Source organism: Candidatus Accumulibacter phosphatis, from assembly GCF_000024165.1.
Taxonomy (GTDB): Bacteria; Pseudomonadota; Gammaproteobacteria; order Burkholderiales; family Rhodocyclaceae; genus Accumulibacter; species Accumulibacter phosphatis.
In genome coordinates, this window is the sequence record NC_013194.1 from 1,857,253 (window position 1) to 1,872,616 (window position 15,364).

Genomic DNA, 15,364 nt, shown 5'->3' on the forward strand with positions numbered 1-15,364 from the left:
TCGTCCGGCTGGCGTCGCAAGAAGGCGAGGCTGCTGCTAGTCGAGCTTCTTCAGGTAATCCTTGGTGAATATCTTGTCGGGCAGATCGCGCAGCTTCATGCTTCCATATTCGAGAACCGACTGCTCGCCGCCGCGCAGTGCGTCCTCCATGACCAGTCGGGTTGGCCGCTTTCGGCCTTCCATGGGCTTGAAGTTCTCGTACTTGCAGGTCTTCAGCAGGCGATTGGAGAGTGAGTAGAACTCCGCCTTGTATGGCCAGAAATCCTTGTCACGCACCCAGTAGACCACGCGCTGATAGGTGACGCTGCGGTCGACGCCGATCAGTTCGAGCACGTTATAGTCATCGTTGCCAATCTTCTCCGTACGCAGGAGTTTCGGGTTGTAGTCCGCGGCGAAATTGGCGCGCGCCAGGTCGCCATTGGCCACCTGACCGGTCAGTCGTTGGGACAGGGCGAGGCGAATCGGTTGCGACACATCGGGCATGAAAACCCACAGGTCGCGGCCTTTCATGAGCAGAATCTGGCCGCGCTCGGACGCTGGCTCGGTCACCATGACGACGCTGTTGGTGTTGCCCTTGGACAACACGCGGTACTTGCGCACGTCAGCGGACTGTCCGCTGCCGGTCGTCGTGATCGCCACGTCGACCTGAAATCCCTCGGCCGGGAAACGCACCTGATCGGCCTTCTCGACGATCAAGCGGGCCTCTGCATCATCGCTGACGGACGGTGCGCCGGCATCGGCGGCCGGCGCGGGGTGCGTCCAGGTGAGGATGGCAACAAACAGAAGGGCCAACGCAGTCTTGACACTCGTATGGCGGAACGTCATGATTTCCATAGTTTTCACCCCATTGTGCTGACCGTCGACGCGGTTGGCAGGAAGTGCCAGCGAATGAGCGTTGTCCGCATCGAACATGTAAACAAGGATTATCTGCTCGGCGAACAGAAAGTCCAAGCCCTCAAAGACATTACTCTGGCTTTCGATCCTGGGGTTTTTCTGGCGATCGCCGGCCCGTCGGGGAGTGGCAAGACGACGCTTCTCAACCTGATCGGCTGCATCGACACGCCATCCAGCGGCAGGATTTTCATCAACGACGAGGACGTCAGCGACCGTACGCCCGATCAGCTCGCCGATCTGCGCGCACGCACGATTGGGTTCATCTTCCAGACCTTCAATCTGCTGCCGGTCCTCTCGGCTGCCGAGAACGTCGAATACCCACTGCTTCACCGGCGCGATGTCACGGCGTCGGAGCGGCGGAAGCGCGTGGCATATTTTCTGGATGTCGTCGGTCTGTCGAAATACGCGGAGCATCGTCCGAACCAGTTGAGTGGTGGCCAACGCCAGCGGGTGGCCATCGCCCGGGCGCTGGCGATCAAGCCGGCAATCGTCCTCGCCGATGAGCCGACGGCCAACCTCGATCACCGGACTGGCGAGGAGATCCTCCTGCTGATGAAGAAGATCAACCGTGCCTTCAAGACGACCTTCATTTTCTCCACCCACGACAAACGCGTGATCGCTCGAGCGGACCGACTGGTCCGTATCGAGGACGGGGAGATCGCCATGCTCGGCGTGCGTTCAAGCACCAAGTGGTCCCTCGCGCGTCACCGCCCGTCGGAAGGCGGTGCCGGTAACCCGGAGAACCGCCCTTCGACCGAAGCGACGCCCTCAGGTGGGGAAACGAACAATGCAGAACACAACTAGAAGGCCGTGCGCGTGTTTCGCGCTGCTCTGGGCGACGGTGCCGCTTTGCGTGCAGGCCGATACCACCGGCAGCGCCGGCGGTCCGCCGATCGCCGTCTCGCGGCCGTTGGCGGCCGCAGCGTCGGCGACGCTGCTCGCCGCGAAGCCGGACGCCGATCTGCCGAAGGGTCGGAATGCCCTGTTTGGCGATGACGATCCGGTCAAGGAAACCGAGGAGCCGCTCAAGGAAACCGCGGAACCGGTCAAGGAGACAGAAGGCGCGGCCAATCGGGATGCGCTGTTCGGTGACGAGGCCCTGCTCAAGCCGACGGCCGACGCGGCCAGTGGCAGCGCGCCGTCGCGGACGGCCGGCTTCAAGGGCTTTGTCGACAACGTGATGGCTTATACCTATCCGCAGCCGGCGCATTGGTCCGAGATGATGACGCGCTTCGATCTCAGTGCGCAGGGCAGCCTGAGCAGCAATGTCAAATGGAAGCTGGGTGCGCGCATCGACTATGACGCCGTCTACTCGGTGACCGACTTCTACCCGCAGGCCGTGGAAAACAACCAGCGGTTCAACGTCCTGCTGCGTGAGAACTACCTCGACATTGGCGCCGGTGACTGGGATTTCCGTGTCGGCCGGCAGCATGTCATCTGGGGCGAGATGGTCGGCCTGCTGTTCGGCGACGTGGTTTCCGCCAAGGACTTGCGGCATTTCGTGCTGCCCGAATTCGACATCCTGCGGATTCCGCAGTGGGCTGTCAGAGCGGAGTATTTCAAGGACGATCTGCACGCCGAACTGCTGTGGATCCCGGTCGCCAGCTACGACAACATCGGCAAGCCGGGTGCCGAGTTCTATAACTACACCCTGGTGCCGTATCCGACGGCGACCTTCCGCAACGAGAAGTTTCCGACGCGCAATCTCTCCAATACCAACTACGGCATGCGCCTGTCGATGTTGCGGGACGGTTGGGATGTGGCGGCTTTTGCCTACAGCAGCATGAGCGTGGCGCCAACCTTCTACCGGGAAATCGTCCCCGGTCCCGTGCCGACCGTCGTCTACCAGGCCCGGCACGATCGTATCGACCAGTTCGGCAGCACGGTGGCCAAGGACTTTGGCTCAGTGGTTTTCAAGGCCGAGGCCGTGTACACCAACGGCCTGAACGTCCAGGTCGCCAACGCCACGGATCCCGACGGGGTCGTGTCGCAGAACACGCTTCTCTGGGTGCTCGGCCTCGACTTCACCCAGTTCACCGACACCCGGATCAATGTTCAGCTCTTCCAGACCCACTTCTTCGACCACAATCCGGACACGCTGACGTCGCCCAACGAAAGCGGCTACAGCCTGCTGCTCAACCACAAGTTCGGCGACAAGGTCGAGGCGCAGGCCTTGTGGGTCGCCAGCCTGAACCGCACCGACTGGATGCTCCGCCCGCGAGTCAACTGGAACTTCGAGAAGAACTGGCGTCTCGCACTTGGCGTCGATATTTTCAACGGGCCGGCGTACGGCTACTTCGGTCGCTACGACGCCAAGGACCGCGTCTATACGGAGCTGCGCTACAGTTTCTGAGACGTGTCCTGGCCGGCAACGAGAACGGCGGCGCCACGGATCTGGCCAATTCGCAGCCTGTGCAGCGCCTCGTTGGCCGATTCGAGGGGAAAACACTCCACTTCCGTCCTGACACCGGCCCGGGGCGCAACGGCGAAGAACTCCTCACCATCGCGCCGGGTCAGGTTGGCGATCGAGCGGATGCAGCGCTCTCCCCAGAGAATCGAGTAGGGGAACTCGGGAATGTTGCTCATGTGGATGCCGGCGCAGACCACGGTGCCGCCCTTGACCGTGTGGCGAAGCGCTTGCGGCACCAGGTCGCCGACCGGTGCGAAGAGGATCGCCGCGTCCATTTCCCGAGGTGGCGCCGCGTCGGCTCCGCCGGCCCAGGCCGCGCCGAGCTGGCGGGCAAAAGCCTGGCCTTCGACATCGCCCGGCTTGGTGAAGGCGAAGACCTCGCGTCCCTGCCAGCGAGCCACCTGCGCGATGATGTGCGCGGCCGCGCCGAAACCGTAGATGCCGAGGTGCCGCGCGTCGCCGGCGGCAACCAGCGAGCGGTAACCGATCAGCCCGGCGCAGAGCAGCGGTGCCGCCTCGGCGTCGGAATAAGTGTCAGGCAGGGCGAAGCAGTAGTTCTGATCGGCGAGCGCGAATTCGGCGTAGCCGCCGTCGAGCGTGTAGCCGGTGAACTCCGCCGCGTCGCAAAGGTTCTCGGCGCCGCTGCTGCAGTAACGGCAATGGCCGCAGGTGCGTCCGAGCCAGGGGACGCCGATGCGCTGGCCAAGCGCGAATCGCTGCACCTCGGCGCCCTTGTCGACGATCACGCCGACGATCTCGTGGCCGAGCACCAGCGGCAGTCGCGGTTGTCGCAGATCGCCGTCCATGACGTGCAGGTCGGTGCGGCAGACGCCGCAGGCGCGTACCTCGAGCAGGACCTGATCGGCACCGGGTTTTGGCCGAGGCACTTCGGCCAGCCGCAAGGGCTGGCCCTGCGCATCCAGAATCATCGCTTTCATTTGGCAGACCTCCGCATGGCGTTCCTTGCCAGGCTGCGGCAAGCGAACGCCGACGATTCTATGCTTCGCCCCTGGCTCGACGCAACGCGCCCGGCCAACGGCGCTGACCGCCGCGGCGAGTGGTTCGCGGCACGCGCGCCTGCAGACCCTTGGCGGAGCGCGGACTTTATGCGTTAGACTGCAGGTCACCATGGCACTGCTCGAGATCCGCAACGTCAGCCGCCGCTTCGGCGACCTCAAGGCCCTTGACGACGTTTCCCTGTCGATCGAGGCGGGTGAGTTCTTTACCCTGGTGGGTCCGTCCGGTTGTGGCAAGACCACGCTGTTGCGCATCATCGCCGGCTTCGATGAACCCGATGGCGGCGAACTGTTGCTCGACGGCCGCCCGCTGGCCGGCATTCCCCCTGAAAAGCGCCCGGTGCACACGGTCTTCCAGAGCTACGCGCTCTTTCCGCACCTGACCGTGGCGCAGAACGTTGCTTTCCCGCTGGAGATGGCCGGCACCGGCCACGCCGAGATTCGTCGCCGTCTCGACGAAGCGCTCGGACTCGTCGATCTGGCCGACAAGGCGCGGCAGTTTCCGCACGAGTTGTCGGGGGGCCAGAAGCAGCGCGTCGCGCTGGCGCGCAGCCTGATCAACAAACCGCGCCTGCTGTTGCTCGATGAGCCGCTGGCGGCGCTCGACGCCAAGCTGCGCGAGCAGATCCAGGGCGAACTGATCGCCTTGCAGCGCGAGGTCGGCATCACCTTCGTCTTCGTGACCCATTCGCAGCAGGAGGCGCTGGCGCTGTCGCACCGCATCGCGGTGATGAACAAGGGGCGCCTTGAGCAGATCGGCGCCCCGCAGGAGATCTACGGCTACCCGCGCAATCGTTTCGTCGCCGATTTCATCGGCACCGTCAACCTGCTGCCGGTCGAGGTGCGGGAAGTCGCCGCCGACCACCTGCGGCTCTTCGCAGTCGGACTCGGCGAGATCGTCGGCGCTTCGGCCGTCGACGCCAGGCCGGGCGAACGCGGTGCCCTGGCCCTGCGTCCGGAGCAAATCCGTATCGTCGCTCGTGGTGAGGCGCAGGCGCTGGAGAACCACTTCCACGGGGTCGTCCGCGACCACCTGTACCTGGGTGACGTTACCGTCTACAAGATCGCCCTCGACAATGGCGTCGTGCTCGAAGCGCTGCTCGCCAACTCGCTTCCCGGACCCGCCAGCTTCCTCGAACGCGGCGAACCGGTGGACGTCGCCTGGCGGCTCGCCGCCGGGGTCTTCCTGCATGACTGAGAGGCGAAGCGCCCGCCACGCCGGCGGGCCGGGCGAATCGCTGACCCGGTGGCTGGTCAGCCTGCCGCCGACGCTGTTCCTGCTCGTCTTCTTTCTCGCGCCGGCCTTGCTGATGCTCGGCGCGTCCTTCCGGGAGCCGGGCGATTTCGGGGGGCTGGCGCCTGCCCGGCAGGACGGGCAGTGGAATCTGTCGCTGGAGACCTACCGTTTCTTCTTCGGCGACTGGATTTACGCCGAGATCTTTCTCCGTTCCTTCCTCGTCGCCGCGGCGACGACGCTGCTCTGCCTCGTTCTCGCCTATCCGCTGGCCCTCGCCATCGCACGCAGCGCCAGGCGTCATCGCGACCTCTTGGTGCTGCTCGTCATCCTGCCCTTTGCCAGCAACTTCCTGATTCGCATTTACGCCTGGATCATCGTGCTCGGCCCGGCCGATCTGCTGTACAGCCCGTTCGCCGTGATCGCCGGCATGGTCTACGTGCACCTGCCGTTCATGATCCTGCCGCTGTATACCAACCTCGAAAAGCACGACCCGGCTTTGCTGGAAGCGGCGCAGGATCTCGGCGCCGATACCTGGACGCGCTTTCGGCGAATCACGCTGCCGCTGTCACTGCCCGGCATCTGGGCCGGCTCGGCGCTGGTCTTCATCCCGGTACTCGGCATGTTCGCGATTCCCGAACTGCTTGGCGGCACGGGCGACATCCTGGTCGGCAACCTGATCAAGGAGCAGTTCCTGGAAAGCCGCGACTGGCCGCTCGGCGCTACGCTGTCGATCCTCCTGACCATCGCCGTGCTGCTGCTCGCCGGCATTTCGGCGTGGGCCGGACGACCGCGCCGGAGTTCGCCATGAAGGGGCGGGCAACCGCTTGGCTATGGGCGGCGGCGCTCGCCGTCTATGCCTTTCTCTACCTGCCGCTGGCGGTGGTCGTCCTCTTCTCCTTTAACGACTCGCTGCTCAACGCCGAGTGGGTCGGCTTCACGACGCGCTGGTACGCGACGCTGTTCGCCGACGAGCAGATGCTCGGCGCCGCCGCCAACTCGCTGCTCATTGCCCTCACCGCCGCGACGCTGGCGACCGTGCTCGGGACCATGGCCGGGATGGCCATGCAGCGCTGGCGCTCCGGTCTGCTGCGCTGTCTGCCTTTTCTCGTGCTGACGCCGGTGGCGATGCCCGAGATCCTGCTCGGCGTGTCGCTGCTGCTGTTCTTCCGCCAGGTGCTCGACCTGACGCTCGGCCTCGTCTCGATCCTCATTGCGCACATCACCTTCTCGATCGGCTTCGTCGCGATCGTCGTGCGCACCAGCCTGGCGATGCTCGACGAAAGCATTTTCGAGGCCGCGCGCGATCTCGGCGCCGGCCCCTGGCAGACGTTCCGGCGCGTCACCCTGCCGCTGATCCTGCCGGCCGTGCTGGCCGGTTTCCTGATGAGCTTCACCCTCTCGATCGACGATTTCGTGATCACCTTCTTCGTTGCCGGTGTCGGCGTCACCACGCTGCCGCTGCAGATCTACTCGATGATCAAGGTGGCCGTGACGCCGGAAGTGAATGCCGTTTCGACGCTGCTGATGGCGCTGACGCTGACGCTGATTGCGCTGGCCGCGAGGCTGGCGCCGGACGCGCTGAAGGGCAGGATGTGAGGAGCTTGTTGCGCGTCGTCCGCCGGCTGGCGCTGCTGCTGCTTGGCGCTCTGGCGACGCCGGCGCACGCCGAAGATGTCCTCTATCTCTACATCTGGAACAGCTACCTCTCGGAAGACACGGTTCGCCGTTTCGAGGCGCAGTGCCAGTGCCGCGTCAACCAGGACTATTACTCCGACAACGAGGAGATGCTGGCCAAGCTCGAAGCCGGCGCCACCGGCTACGATCTGGTCGTTCCCACCGGCTTTGCCGTCGAGACGCTACTCCGCAAGGCGGCGCTGCGCCCGCTCGACAAGGCCAGGCTGCCGAACCTCGCCAACCTGAAGGCCGAGTTTCGCGAGCCCTGGTACGATCCCGGCATGCGCTACGCCGTGCCTTACGCGACGACGGTGACGCTGCTCGGCTACAACGCCAGGCGGCTGGCCCAGCTTGGCCTGCCGACCGACACCTGGGCGCTGATCTTCGAGCCGCGCTACCTCGAGAAGCTCAAGGGCAAGGTGACTGTGCTCAACAGCCAGCGCGAACTGATGGCCGCGGCCATGAAATACCTTGGCTACTCGGTGCAGGAGATCGACCCGGCGCGCTGGGACGAAGCCAAGCGTCTCATCCTGCGCGCCAAGCCCTACTGGGCGACGTTCTCGAACAGCACCTACATCAAGGACCTGGCGATCGGCAACATCTGGCTCGCCCACGGCTACTCGAGCGACATGTACCGGGCGCAGCAGGACGCGCTGGAAGCGAAACGGCCGTTCGCCATCGAATTCCGCACGCCGAAGGAAGGCGCGGTGCTGGCGGTCGACAGTTTCGTCCTGCTCAAGGGCGGCCAGCGCCCCGACCTCGCGCACCGCTTCATCGACTTCATCCTCGACGGCACCAACGCTGCGGATGTCTCGAACCTGATCGGCGCCGGCAACCCGAACGCCGCCGCGACGCCGCACATCCGCCCCGAGATTGCCGGCAATCCCGGCATCTTCCCGCCGCCCGGCGACCTGCGGCGGCTCGAAATGCTGCGCGATTTCGACCCGAAAACGCGCCGCATCCTGTCGCGGATGTGGACCGAGATCAAGGTGCGCTGAACGCCGCTGATCGATACGGCCCTCATCGAGAGCCAAGAGCAACCGATCAGGGTTTCGACGCAAGCGTATGGCCAGTGCTTCATGCGGTGACGAACGGATTGACGACAGACAGCTGGTCTGCCAGCACCTGTCCATTCTGCAGGTCCTCGGAATAGAGCGTATCGCAGCCGGCGAGCACGGCTGCTGCCACGATCAGTGCATCCCAATTGGCAAGCTGGTAGCGGATGGCCAGCTCTGCGCTCTTGCGGATGGTCGTTTCATCGACGGGCAGCACATCGGTAAGCCGCATCACACTATCTGCGAAGGCGTACGCCTTCGTCCGACCAAAATCGAGCTTCCGCAGGCAGACATTGATGGCCTCATTGATGACCTGCGCGCTGACCAGCGGACGCGCCGCCAGGATGCCGCGCGCAATCTCCGCCTTGCGGCTGTCCTTCCCAATGGTATACAGGACGACGTTCGTGTCAGCGAAGCACTTCGCGGTCATAGCACTCATCACGGTTGAACTTGCCATCGAACACCGCACCGAACTGATCGAATTCGCTCATGTCCGCAGTTGCCGCCATGGTCTGTGCGCGCCTGGACTTGAGGTAGCCAACAAAATCCAGCACTTCTCGCGCATCCGTCTCAGGCAGCGTCCGCACTTCCTCGACAATTCGTTCCATCGTGTTCATGGTTGGCCACTCCAAATGATTGGCCGAAGTCTAACCGACAGGCCGACGGACTTTCAACAACCATGGTCGCCCATCGGCTATGCTTCCACGCTCTGCCAACGCTCAGCGCCACGCCCATGACCCCCAGCCAGTTCATCGCCAGATGGCGCGACAACCCACTCTCCGAGCGCGCCGGCTCGCAGGCCTTCTTCCTCGACCTGTGCGCGCTGCTCGGCGTCGACGCCCCGAACGATTCGGACAACTATTGTTTCGAACGCGGCGCGACGCGCACCGGCGCCGGGCATGGCTGGGCGGATGTCTGGAAGCGCGGGCATTTCGGCTGGGAGAACAAGGGTCCGGGCGGTGACCTCGGCGGCGCCCTCAAGCAACTGATGACCTACGCGCTGGCCCTCGACAACCCGCCGCTGCTCGTCGTCAGCAACCGCGACGTGACGCAGATCCACACCCATTTCACCGGCACGCCGTCCGAGACGCACACCATCCGCCTCGAAGACATCGGCACGCCCGACAACCTGCAAAAGCTGCGCCGGCTGTTCACCGACCCCGAAAGCTTCCGTCCGGGCCGCACCGTGCGCGAGATCACCGCCGACGCCGCCGGCCGCTTCGCCGACATCGCCCAATCGATGACCAGCCGTGGCCACGATCCGCAGAAGGTCGCGCACTTCCTGATCCAGTGCCTGTTCTGCATGTTTGCCGAAGACATCGAACTGCTGCCCAAGCACCTTTTCGAGCGCGTCATGGCCAAGCGCGGCGCCGACACGGTGAAGCTCGGCGCCGCGCTCGGTGAACTCTTCCAGGCCATGCAGAACGGCGGCGACTTCCTGCTCGAAGACATCGCCTGGTTCAACGGCGGCCTCTTTGCCCATGTCGACCTGATCGAACTGACGCCCGGCGAGGTCGCCGCGCTGCACGCCGCCAGCAAGATGGACTGGAGCGCCATCGAGCCGTCGATTCTCGGCACGCTCTTCGAACGCGGCCTCGACCCGAAGATCCGCGCCCCGCTCGGCGCCAACTACACCGACCCGGGGACGATCATGAAGCTCGTCAATCCGGTCATCGTCGAACCGCTGGCGCGCGAATGGGCGCAAGCCCGCGCGCGCATCGGCCCGCTGGTCGCCAAATATCACGCGGGCGGCAAAGGCTCGCAGAGCGCCTGGAAGGAAGCCCAGGCGCTGTTCCTCGGTTACATCGAGCGCCTGAAAAGCTTCCGCGTCCTTGACCCCGCCTGTGGCTCGGGCAACTTCCTGTACCTCAGCCTGCGCGCGCTCAAGGACCTCGAGTGTGTACCGCCAACGTTTTTGATGTTTCAATGTTCACAGAACTTGATGGCTTAGCGAATGATTGGCTGAGAAACCGCAGCCAGTCATCATGGCTGTTGGCGCGAAATGCCGCACCAACAGCCATGATCGAGCGTATCGACTCTCCGCCGCGTCAAGGGGGTGCTTCGCCAGGCTGCATAGTGCCGCAGCCTGCCCTTGACCCGTCTCCGAGTCATCGAGCCCATCACGCTCGTGATTATTTATGACAGGGTAACAAGAAAAACCAAACAAAGTCAGACCATTACAACACATCACTCTTGTTGACCAAGTCCTGATCACACCGTGATGGCACTTCGAGCACTCCATCAGTTATCGTGATTATTCAAGAAATCATGGAGTTATCGACAAAGCCATCAACTTGCTTGACCAAAGTTGAGCGATTTCCCATCACGGGAGCTGACCGTGCTCACTCGAGCACCGCGCCAACCTCGACGCCGAAGCGCTCGGCCTGCAACGGCAACTCACCATCGAAAGCAGCCCGGCCAACGTGCTCGGCATCGAGATCAACGCCTACGCCGCCGAACTGGCGCGGGTGACGGTGTGGGTCGGCGAAATACAGTGGATGCTGAAGAACGGCTACGACTTCCGCCGCAACCCGATCCTGGCGCCGCTCGACCATATCGAGCACCGCGACGCGCTGCTCGACGCCGACGGCAGCGAAGCGGTGTGGCCGAAGGCCGATGTGATCGTCGGCAATCCGCCGTTTCTCGGCGACAAGATGATGCGCGGCGAACTCGGTGCCGACTACGTCGAACGCCTGCGCAAGCGCTACGCAGGCCGCGTTCCCGGCGGCGCCGACCTGGTGACTTACTGGTTCGAGAAAAGCCGCGCGCAGATCGAGGCCGGCTTGTGCGAGCGGGCAGGGCTGGTCGCCACCAACTCGATTCGCGGCGGGGCCAACCGCAAGGTGCTCGATCGCATCGTCGACACGACGCGCATCTTCGAAGCCTGGAGCGATGAAGCGTGGGTCAATGAAGGGGCGGCGGTGCGGGTGTCGCTGCTGGGTTTCGGGAGAGGTTCGGGCATCGACGGCAGCGCTCGGCTGGACGACGCCGAGGTTGCCGCCATTCACGCCGATCTGACGGCAGGCGCGGGGCTTGATCTGACGCAGGCCAAGGCCTTGGCGGAGAACGCTTGCGCCGCTTTCCAGGGAATCACCAAGGGCGGAGCCTTCGACGTTCCCGGCGCGCTGGCACGCCAGTGGCTAAGTTTGCCAAATCCGAACGGCCGGCCAAATGCGGACGTGGTTCGCCCTTGGCGCAACGGTATGGATGTCACGCAGCGCCCGGGAGACAAGTGGATCGTCGATTTCGCGGAATACTCTCAGACCGCCGCCATGTTGTTTGAAACGCCGTTCGTTCATGTCTTGACGCTTGTCAAGCCGGAGCGCGACACTAATGCCGAAAGGAGTATTCGCGAAAAATTCTGGTTGTTCAAGCGATCAGCGGCAGACATGAAACGGGAAGTTGCAAGACTGCCTCGCTTCATCGCGACACCGGAAGTCGCCAAGCACCGCGTTTTCGTCTGGCTGCCGGCGGCGGTGGTGGCGGACAAGAATCTTGTCGTCGTAGCGCGCCCGGACGATGCGACCTTTGGCATCCTGCAATCGCGCTTTCACGCGTTGTGGGCGCTTCGCATGGGGACGAGCCTTGAGGATCGCCCGCGCTATACCTCCAGGACCACGTTCGAAACCTTCCCTTTCCCCGAGCACCTGACCCCCCGCGACACGGCCCAGACTGCGCCGACTGGTCCGCTCGCCGAGCGAATCGGATCAGCCGCGCGGCGCCTCGACGAACTGCGCGAAAACTGGCTCAACCCCGCCGAATGGGTCGATTGGGTGATTACCCCCGAAGAAGAGAAAGCCGGCTTCCCGAAGCGTCCGGTGGCCAGGTCCGGCCACGCCGCCGATCTGAAGAAACGCACCCTCACCAACCTCTACAATGCCCGTCCCGCCTGGCTCGCGCTCGCGCATCAGGAACTCGACCACGCCGTCGCCGCCGCGTATGGCTGGAGCGACTACACCCCGGCGATGCCCGACGAAGAAATCCTGCGCCGGCTGCTGGCGCTGAACCTGCAACGCGCGGCCGCCGCCGGCTGAGGGTCGCGTGTTCACCGCCTTGGCCAAGGGCGTGCGCGCGTCGTGCCGCCATCACCCGGCGACAAAATCCTGGCACGATGCCTCGTGATTCGATCACGGCACGACAAATTGGCAACACGCCGTCGCGTGCTGCCATCACGACAGGTCGTGATGGCAGCCCGGTGAAGCAAATTCCTTCCACGACGTGTCGTGATTCGATCACGGCGCGACAAATTGCCATCACGAGCCGTCGTGTTGCCAACACGACACGCGCACTACGCTCCCTGGTCGAGCGAATGGCTTGTTTGCGGCCGCCAGCAAGCGGCGCCTTGACAGCATTTCAAGCCAGGCGCTACGATTTTCGACGCGGGACATCCGTCCCTCGGCCTGAAGAAGAAGGCCGAGCGCAAGGCCCCCACCCGCGCCAGCAAGCCGATCTAGCGGCGCCTGCCTGGTTCCGGTCATCACAGAACTATAATGACTTCTTTACAATCTCTGCCCGATCTGCGTGATCGCGGCACAAGCTGGTCTATAGTGGGGGGGCTGGGAATTCGGTCGTCGACCTGCTGGAAGGCGGCGACTGTTTTCGGTGGATGAGGCGCGACCGATGTGCATGCGATGGAGGCCATTCGTCGACCCAGCGGACGAATCGCTGCCGTACATGGACCATGGAGGTAGCCGGTGAGCACCGAGGAGAAGAAGGACGCTACAGAAGCGCCGCGCTCGCCGGCATCAGCCCCGGTGCCGGAGCCCGGCCTGGCGGAGCCGCAAGGCGCGCCGTCGCCCGAATCCCTGCAGTGGACGCTGCATGAACTGCGCGTGCAACGGATGGCGCTCGACAGGCAGAACGAGGAGCTGCGCCGTGCCCAGGCCGAGATCGAGGCGTCGCGCGAGCAGTATCGGCAACTCTACGACCTGGCGCCGGCGGGCTACCTGACGCTTTCCCGACAGGGCCTGATCCTCAAGGCCAACCTGACCTGCGCCAGCCTGCTGGGCGTGCCCCGGGATCTGCTGATCGACCAGCCGTTTGCCCGCTTCATCCTCAATGACGATCAGGTCATCTACTATCTCTACCGCAAACGGCTGCTCGCGGCCGGCGAATCGCCGGCGTGCGAACTGCGGATGGTGAAGCAGGGCGGCGACACCTTCTGGGCGCGCGTGGACGCCACCAGTGCTCGCGACGACGCTGACGCTGCCGTCTTTCGCGTCATGATCAGCGACATCAGCGACCGCAAGCAGAGCGAGGTCCGACTGCAACTGGCGGCCTGCGTCTTCTCGCATGCCCGCGAAGGCATCATGATCAGCGCCACCGACGGCACGATCGTCGAGGTCAATCGCGCCTTTACCCGCATCACCGGCTACAGCCGTGAAGAAGCCATGGCCCGCAACTCGCGATTTCTCGCCTCAGAGCGTCAGGACAAGGCGTTCTACGCGGCCAGGCGGCGCGCGCTGAACGAAGATGGCTACTGGTCCGGCGAAGTCTGGAACCGGCGCAAGAACGGCGAGTTGTATGTCGAGATGCAGACCGTCAGCACGGTGCCCGACGTGCAAGGCAAGATCCGCCAGGTGGTGACGCTGTTCTCCGATATCACCACGATCAAGCAGGCGGAGGAGGCGCTGGCCGCCAGCGAAGAACAGCGTCGACTGTTCATCGAATACGCGCCGGCCGGACTGGCGATGTTCGACCGCGACATGCGCTATCTGTACGCGAGCAACCGCTGGTTCGCCGATCACGGCCTGGAAAAGCGCGATCTGCAGGGCCTGTCACACTACGACGTCTTCCCGGAACTCCCGGAAGAGTGGAAGGAAGCGCATCGCCGAGGCCTGGCGGGCGAGGAATTGCGCTCGGAAGGGGACCGCTTCGAAAGGCTCGACGGTTCGGTGAAGTGGGTGCGCTGGGAGATCCATCCCTGGTACGACGCGCAGCGAAGCGTCGGCGGCATCGTCATCTTCACCGAAGACATCACCGCCAACAAGCAAGCGGAGGCAGCGCTGCGCGCCAGCGAAGAGCGTTTGTCACTGGTGTTGCGTGGTACCCGGGACGCCTTCTGGGACTGGGATCTGCGACGCAGCGACGTCTACTATTCGCCGCGCTGGTGGGACATGCTCGGCTATGTCGACGACGAACTCGTCTTCGATACGAAACTGTGGCAGCGACTGACCCATCCCGACGACGTGCAGCGCGTTCGCCAGGTGTTCGGGGCGGCTTTGGCGGACGGTGCCGACTCCTGCAAAGTGGAATTCCGCTTGCGGCACCGCGACGGCCATTACTTGCACACCATCTGTCGCGCGATGATTCTGCGCGACGAGAACGGCAAGGCGATCCGCGTCGCCGGCGCCAACACGGATATCACGGTACGCCGGCAGACCGAAGACGCCTTGCGCGAACAGGAAGCCTTCTTCCGCCTGATCGCCGAGAACCTCGAGGGTTTCCTGGCCGTTCTCGACGTCGACGGACGGCGGATCTACAACAATCCCTCCTACGCCCGCCTGGTCGGCGACCGGAAGCTTCCCGGCACCTCCTCCTTCGCCGATATCCATGCGGATGACCGTGAACGGGTCATGCAATCGTTCCGTGACACCGTCGCTACCGGCGTCGGCCAGCATCTCGAATATCGCTTCGTCACCAGCGACGGCCGCGTCCGTGTGATGGAGTCGCGCGGCGGCGCCATCAAGGACAGCGAAGGCCGTACCAAGCGCGTCGTCGTCCTCTCCCATGACGTCACCGAGCGCCGCGAGGCCGAGGAGAGAATCCGTCATCTGGCCTTCCACGACACGCTCACGCAACTTCCCAATCGGCTGACGCTACTGGACCGCCTGCGACAGACGCTGGCCGTCAGCAAGCGCACCGGTTGCCAGGGCGCGCTGATGTTCGTCGACCTGGACGAATTCAAGGCGATGAACGACACCTACGGCCACGAAGCCGGCGACCTGCTGTTGATCGAGGTGGCGCACCGCCTGAAAGCCTGCGTGCGCGAGATGGACACCGTGGCGCGTTTCGCCGGCGATGAGTTTGTGGTGATGCTGAGTGCCCTCGATTCGGGCAGCGCGCAATCGACTTCGCA

12 protein-coding genes and 1 pseudogene are annotated in these 15,364 nt (G+C 64.1%); 9 read left to right on the forward strand and 4 right to left on the reverse strand.

Features of this window, described 5'->3' with window-relative positions:
- Positions 1-36 precede the first annotated feature (36 nt).
- A complete protein-coding gene (locus CAP2UW1_RS08165; RefSeq protein WP_015766167.1) occupies positions 37-834 on the reverse strand; it encodes an outer membrane lipoprotein-sorting protein in 798 nt (265 codons plus the stop codon).
- A gap of 54 nt (positions 835-888) precedes the next feature.
- On the opposite strand from CAP2UW1_RS08165, the gene CAP2UW1_RS08170 reads away from it, so the two are divergent.
- The gene (locus CAP2UW1_RS08170) at positions 889-1,698 is read left to right on the forward strand and encodes an ABC transporter ATP-binding protein (protein WP_015766168.1); all 810 of its coding nucleotides are present in this window, start codon (positions 889-891) and stop codon (positions 1,696-1,698) included.
- Positions 1,682-3,247 carry a DUF1302 family protein gene (locus CAP2UW1_RS08175; RefSeq protein WP_015766169.1) on the forward strand — a complete coding sequence of 522 codons (1,566 nt, stop codon included), beginning with the start codon at positions 1,682-1,684 and terminating at the stop codon, positions 3,245-3,247. Before CAP2UW1_RS08170 ends, CAP2UW1_RS08175 begins: the two co-directional genes overlap by 17 nt.
- Here CAP2UW1_RS08175 and CAP2UW1_RS08180 read toward each other — a convergent pair.
- Entirely contained in the window at positions 3,235-4,242 is a 1,008-nt protein-coding gene (locus CAP2UW1_RS08180) for a zinc-dependent alcohol dehydrogenase family protein (protein WP_015766170.1), read from the reverse strand. The genes CAP2UW1_RS08175 and CAP2UW1_RS08180 overlap by 13 nt on opposite strands.
- Positions 4,243-4,432: 190 nt before the next feature.
- Between CAP2UW1_RS08180 and CAP2UW1_RS08185 the strand changes: the two genes are divergently transcribed.
- From CAP2UW1_RS08185 to CAP2UW1_RS08200, 4 genes are read left to right on the forward strand one after another with little or no spacing between them, the layout of a single operon-like run.
- Positions 4,433-5,518, forward strand: coding sequence for an ABC transporter ATP-binding protein (locus CAP2UW1_RS08185; RefSeq protein ID WP_015766171.1), 1,086 nt, complete (start codon positions 4,433-4,435; stop codon positions 5,516-5,518).
- Complete coding sequence (locus CAP2UW1_RS08190; protein ID WP_015766172.1) at positions 5,511-6,365, forward strand: ABC transporter permease; 855 nt, start codon at positions 5,511-5,513, stop codon at positions 6,363-6,365. The genes CAP2UW1_RS08185 and CAP2UW1_RS08190 overlap by 8 nt, the downstream gene beginning before the upstream one ends.
- Positions 6,362-7,153, forward strand: a complete 792-nt coding sequence (locus tag CAP2UW1_RS08195; RefSeq protein ID WP_015766173.1) for an ABC transporter permease — start codon at positions 6,362-6,364, stop codon at positions 7,151-7,153. The genes CAP2UW1_RS08190 and CAP2UW1_RS08195 overlap by 4 nt, the downstream gene beginning before the upstream one ends.
- An 8-nt stretch (positions 7,154-7,161) precedes the next feature.
- Positions 7,162-8,229: a polyamine ABC transporter substrate-binding protein gene (locus tag CAP2UW1_RS08200; protein WP_015766174.1), complete on the forward strand. Its 1,068-nt coding sequence runs from the start codon at positions 7,162-7,164 to the stop codon at positions 8,227-8,229.
- Between the two features lie 79 nt (positions 8,230-8,308).
- Here CAP2UW1_RS08200 and CAP2UW1_RS08205 read toward each other — a convergent pair whose 3' ends face one another.
- Together CAP2UW1_RS08205 and CAP2UW1_RS08210 are read right to left on the reverse strand one after the other, a co-directional pair.
- Positions 8,309-8,743 carry a PIN domain-containing protein gene (locus tag CAP2UW1_RS08205; protein ID WP_291911845.1) on the reverse strand — a complete coding sequence of 145 codons (435 nt, stop codon included), beginning with the start codon at positions 8,741-8,743 and terminating at the stop codon, positions 8,309-8,311.
- A complete protein-coding gene (locus tag CAP2UW1_RS08210) occupies positions 8,694-8,903 on the reverse strand; it encodes a hypothetical protein (protein WP_015766176.1) in 210 nt (69 codons plus the stop codon). Before CAP2UW1_RS08210 ends, CAP2UW1_RS08205 begins: the two co-directional genes overlap by 50 nt.
- Positions 8,904-9,019: 116 nt before the next feature.
- Here CAP2UW1_RS08210 and CAP2UW1_RS08215 point away from each other — a divergent pair, with 116 nt between their 5' ends.
- The 3 genes and pseudogenes from CAP2UW1_RS08215 to CAP2UW1_RS26055 all read left to right on the forward strand — a co-directional run.
- Complete coding sequence (locus CAP2UW1_RS08215; RefSeq protein WP_199931603.1) at positions 9,020-10,237, forward strand: type IIL restriction-modification enzyme MmeI; 1,218 nt, start codon at positions 9,020-9,022, stop codon at positions 10,235-10,237.
- A gap of 451 nt (positions 10,238-10,688) precedes the next feature.
- Positions 10,689-12,320 (forward strand): class I SAM-dependent DNA methyltransferase, encoded by a 1,632-nt coding sequence (locus tag CAP2UW1_RS08220; protein ID WP_366915824.1) that lies wholly within the window; start codon positions 10,689-10,691, stop codon positions 12,318-12,320.
- Positions 12,321-13,127: 807 nt separating this feature from the next.
- Positions 13,128-15,353 (forward strand): annotated as a pseudogene (locus tag CAP2UW1_RS26055) (PAS domain S-box protein); the annotation flags it as partial.
- Positions 15,354-15,364 lie beyond the last annotated feature (11 nt).

Coding starts and splice junctions, on each gene's coding strand:
- CAP2UW1_RS08165 (WP_015766167.1), bottom strand. CDS start 834: ATGGAAATCATGACGTTCCGCCATACGAGTGTCAAGACTGCGTTGGCC.
- CAP2UW1_RS08170 (WP_015766168.1), top strand. CDS start 889: ATGAGCGTTGTCCGCATCGAACATGTAAACAAGGATTATCTGCTCGGC.
- CAP2UW1_RS08175 (WP_015766169.1), top strand. CDS start 1,682: ATGCAGAACACAACTAGAAGGCCGTGCGCGTGTTTCGCGCTGCTCTGG.
- CAP2UW1_RS08180 (WP_015766170.1), bottom strand. CDS start 4,242: ATGAAAGCGATGATTCTGGATGCGCAGGGCCAGCCCTTGCGGCTGGCC.
- CAP2UW1_RS08185 (WP_015766171.1), top strand. CDS start 4,433: ATGGCACTGCTCGAGATCCGCAACGTCAGCCGCCGCTTCGGCGACCTC.
- CAP2UW1_RS08190 (WP_015766172.1), top strand. CDS start 5,511: ATGACTGAGAGGCGAAGCGCCCGCCACGCCGGCGGGCCGGGCGAATCG.
- CAP2UW1_RS08195 (WP_015766173.1), top strand. CDS start 6,362: ATGAAGGGGCGGGCAACCGCTTGGCTATGGGCGGCGGCGCTCGCCGTC.
- CAP2UW1_RS08205 (WP_291911845.1), bottom strand. CDS start 8,743: ATGGCAAGTTCAACCGTGATGAGTGCTATGACCGCGAAGTGCTTCGCT.
- CAP2UW1_RS08210 (WP_015766176.1), bottom strand. CDS start 8,903: ATGAACACGATGGAACGAATTGTCGAGGAAGTGCGGACGCTGCCTGAG.
- CAP2UW1_RS08215 (WP_199931603.1), top strand. CDS start 9,020: ATGACCCCCAGCCAGTTCATCGCCAGATGGCGCGACAACCCACTCTCC.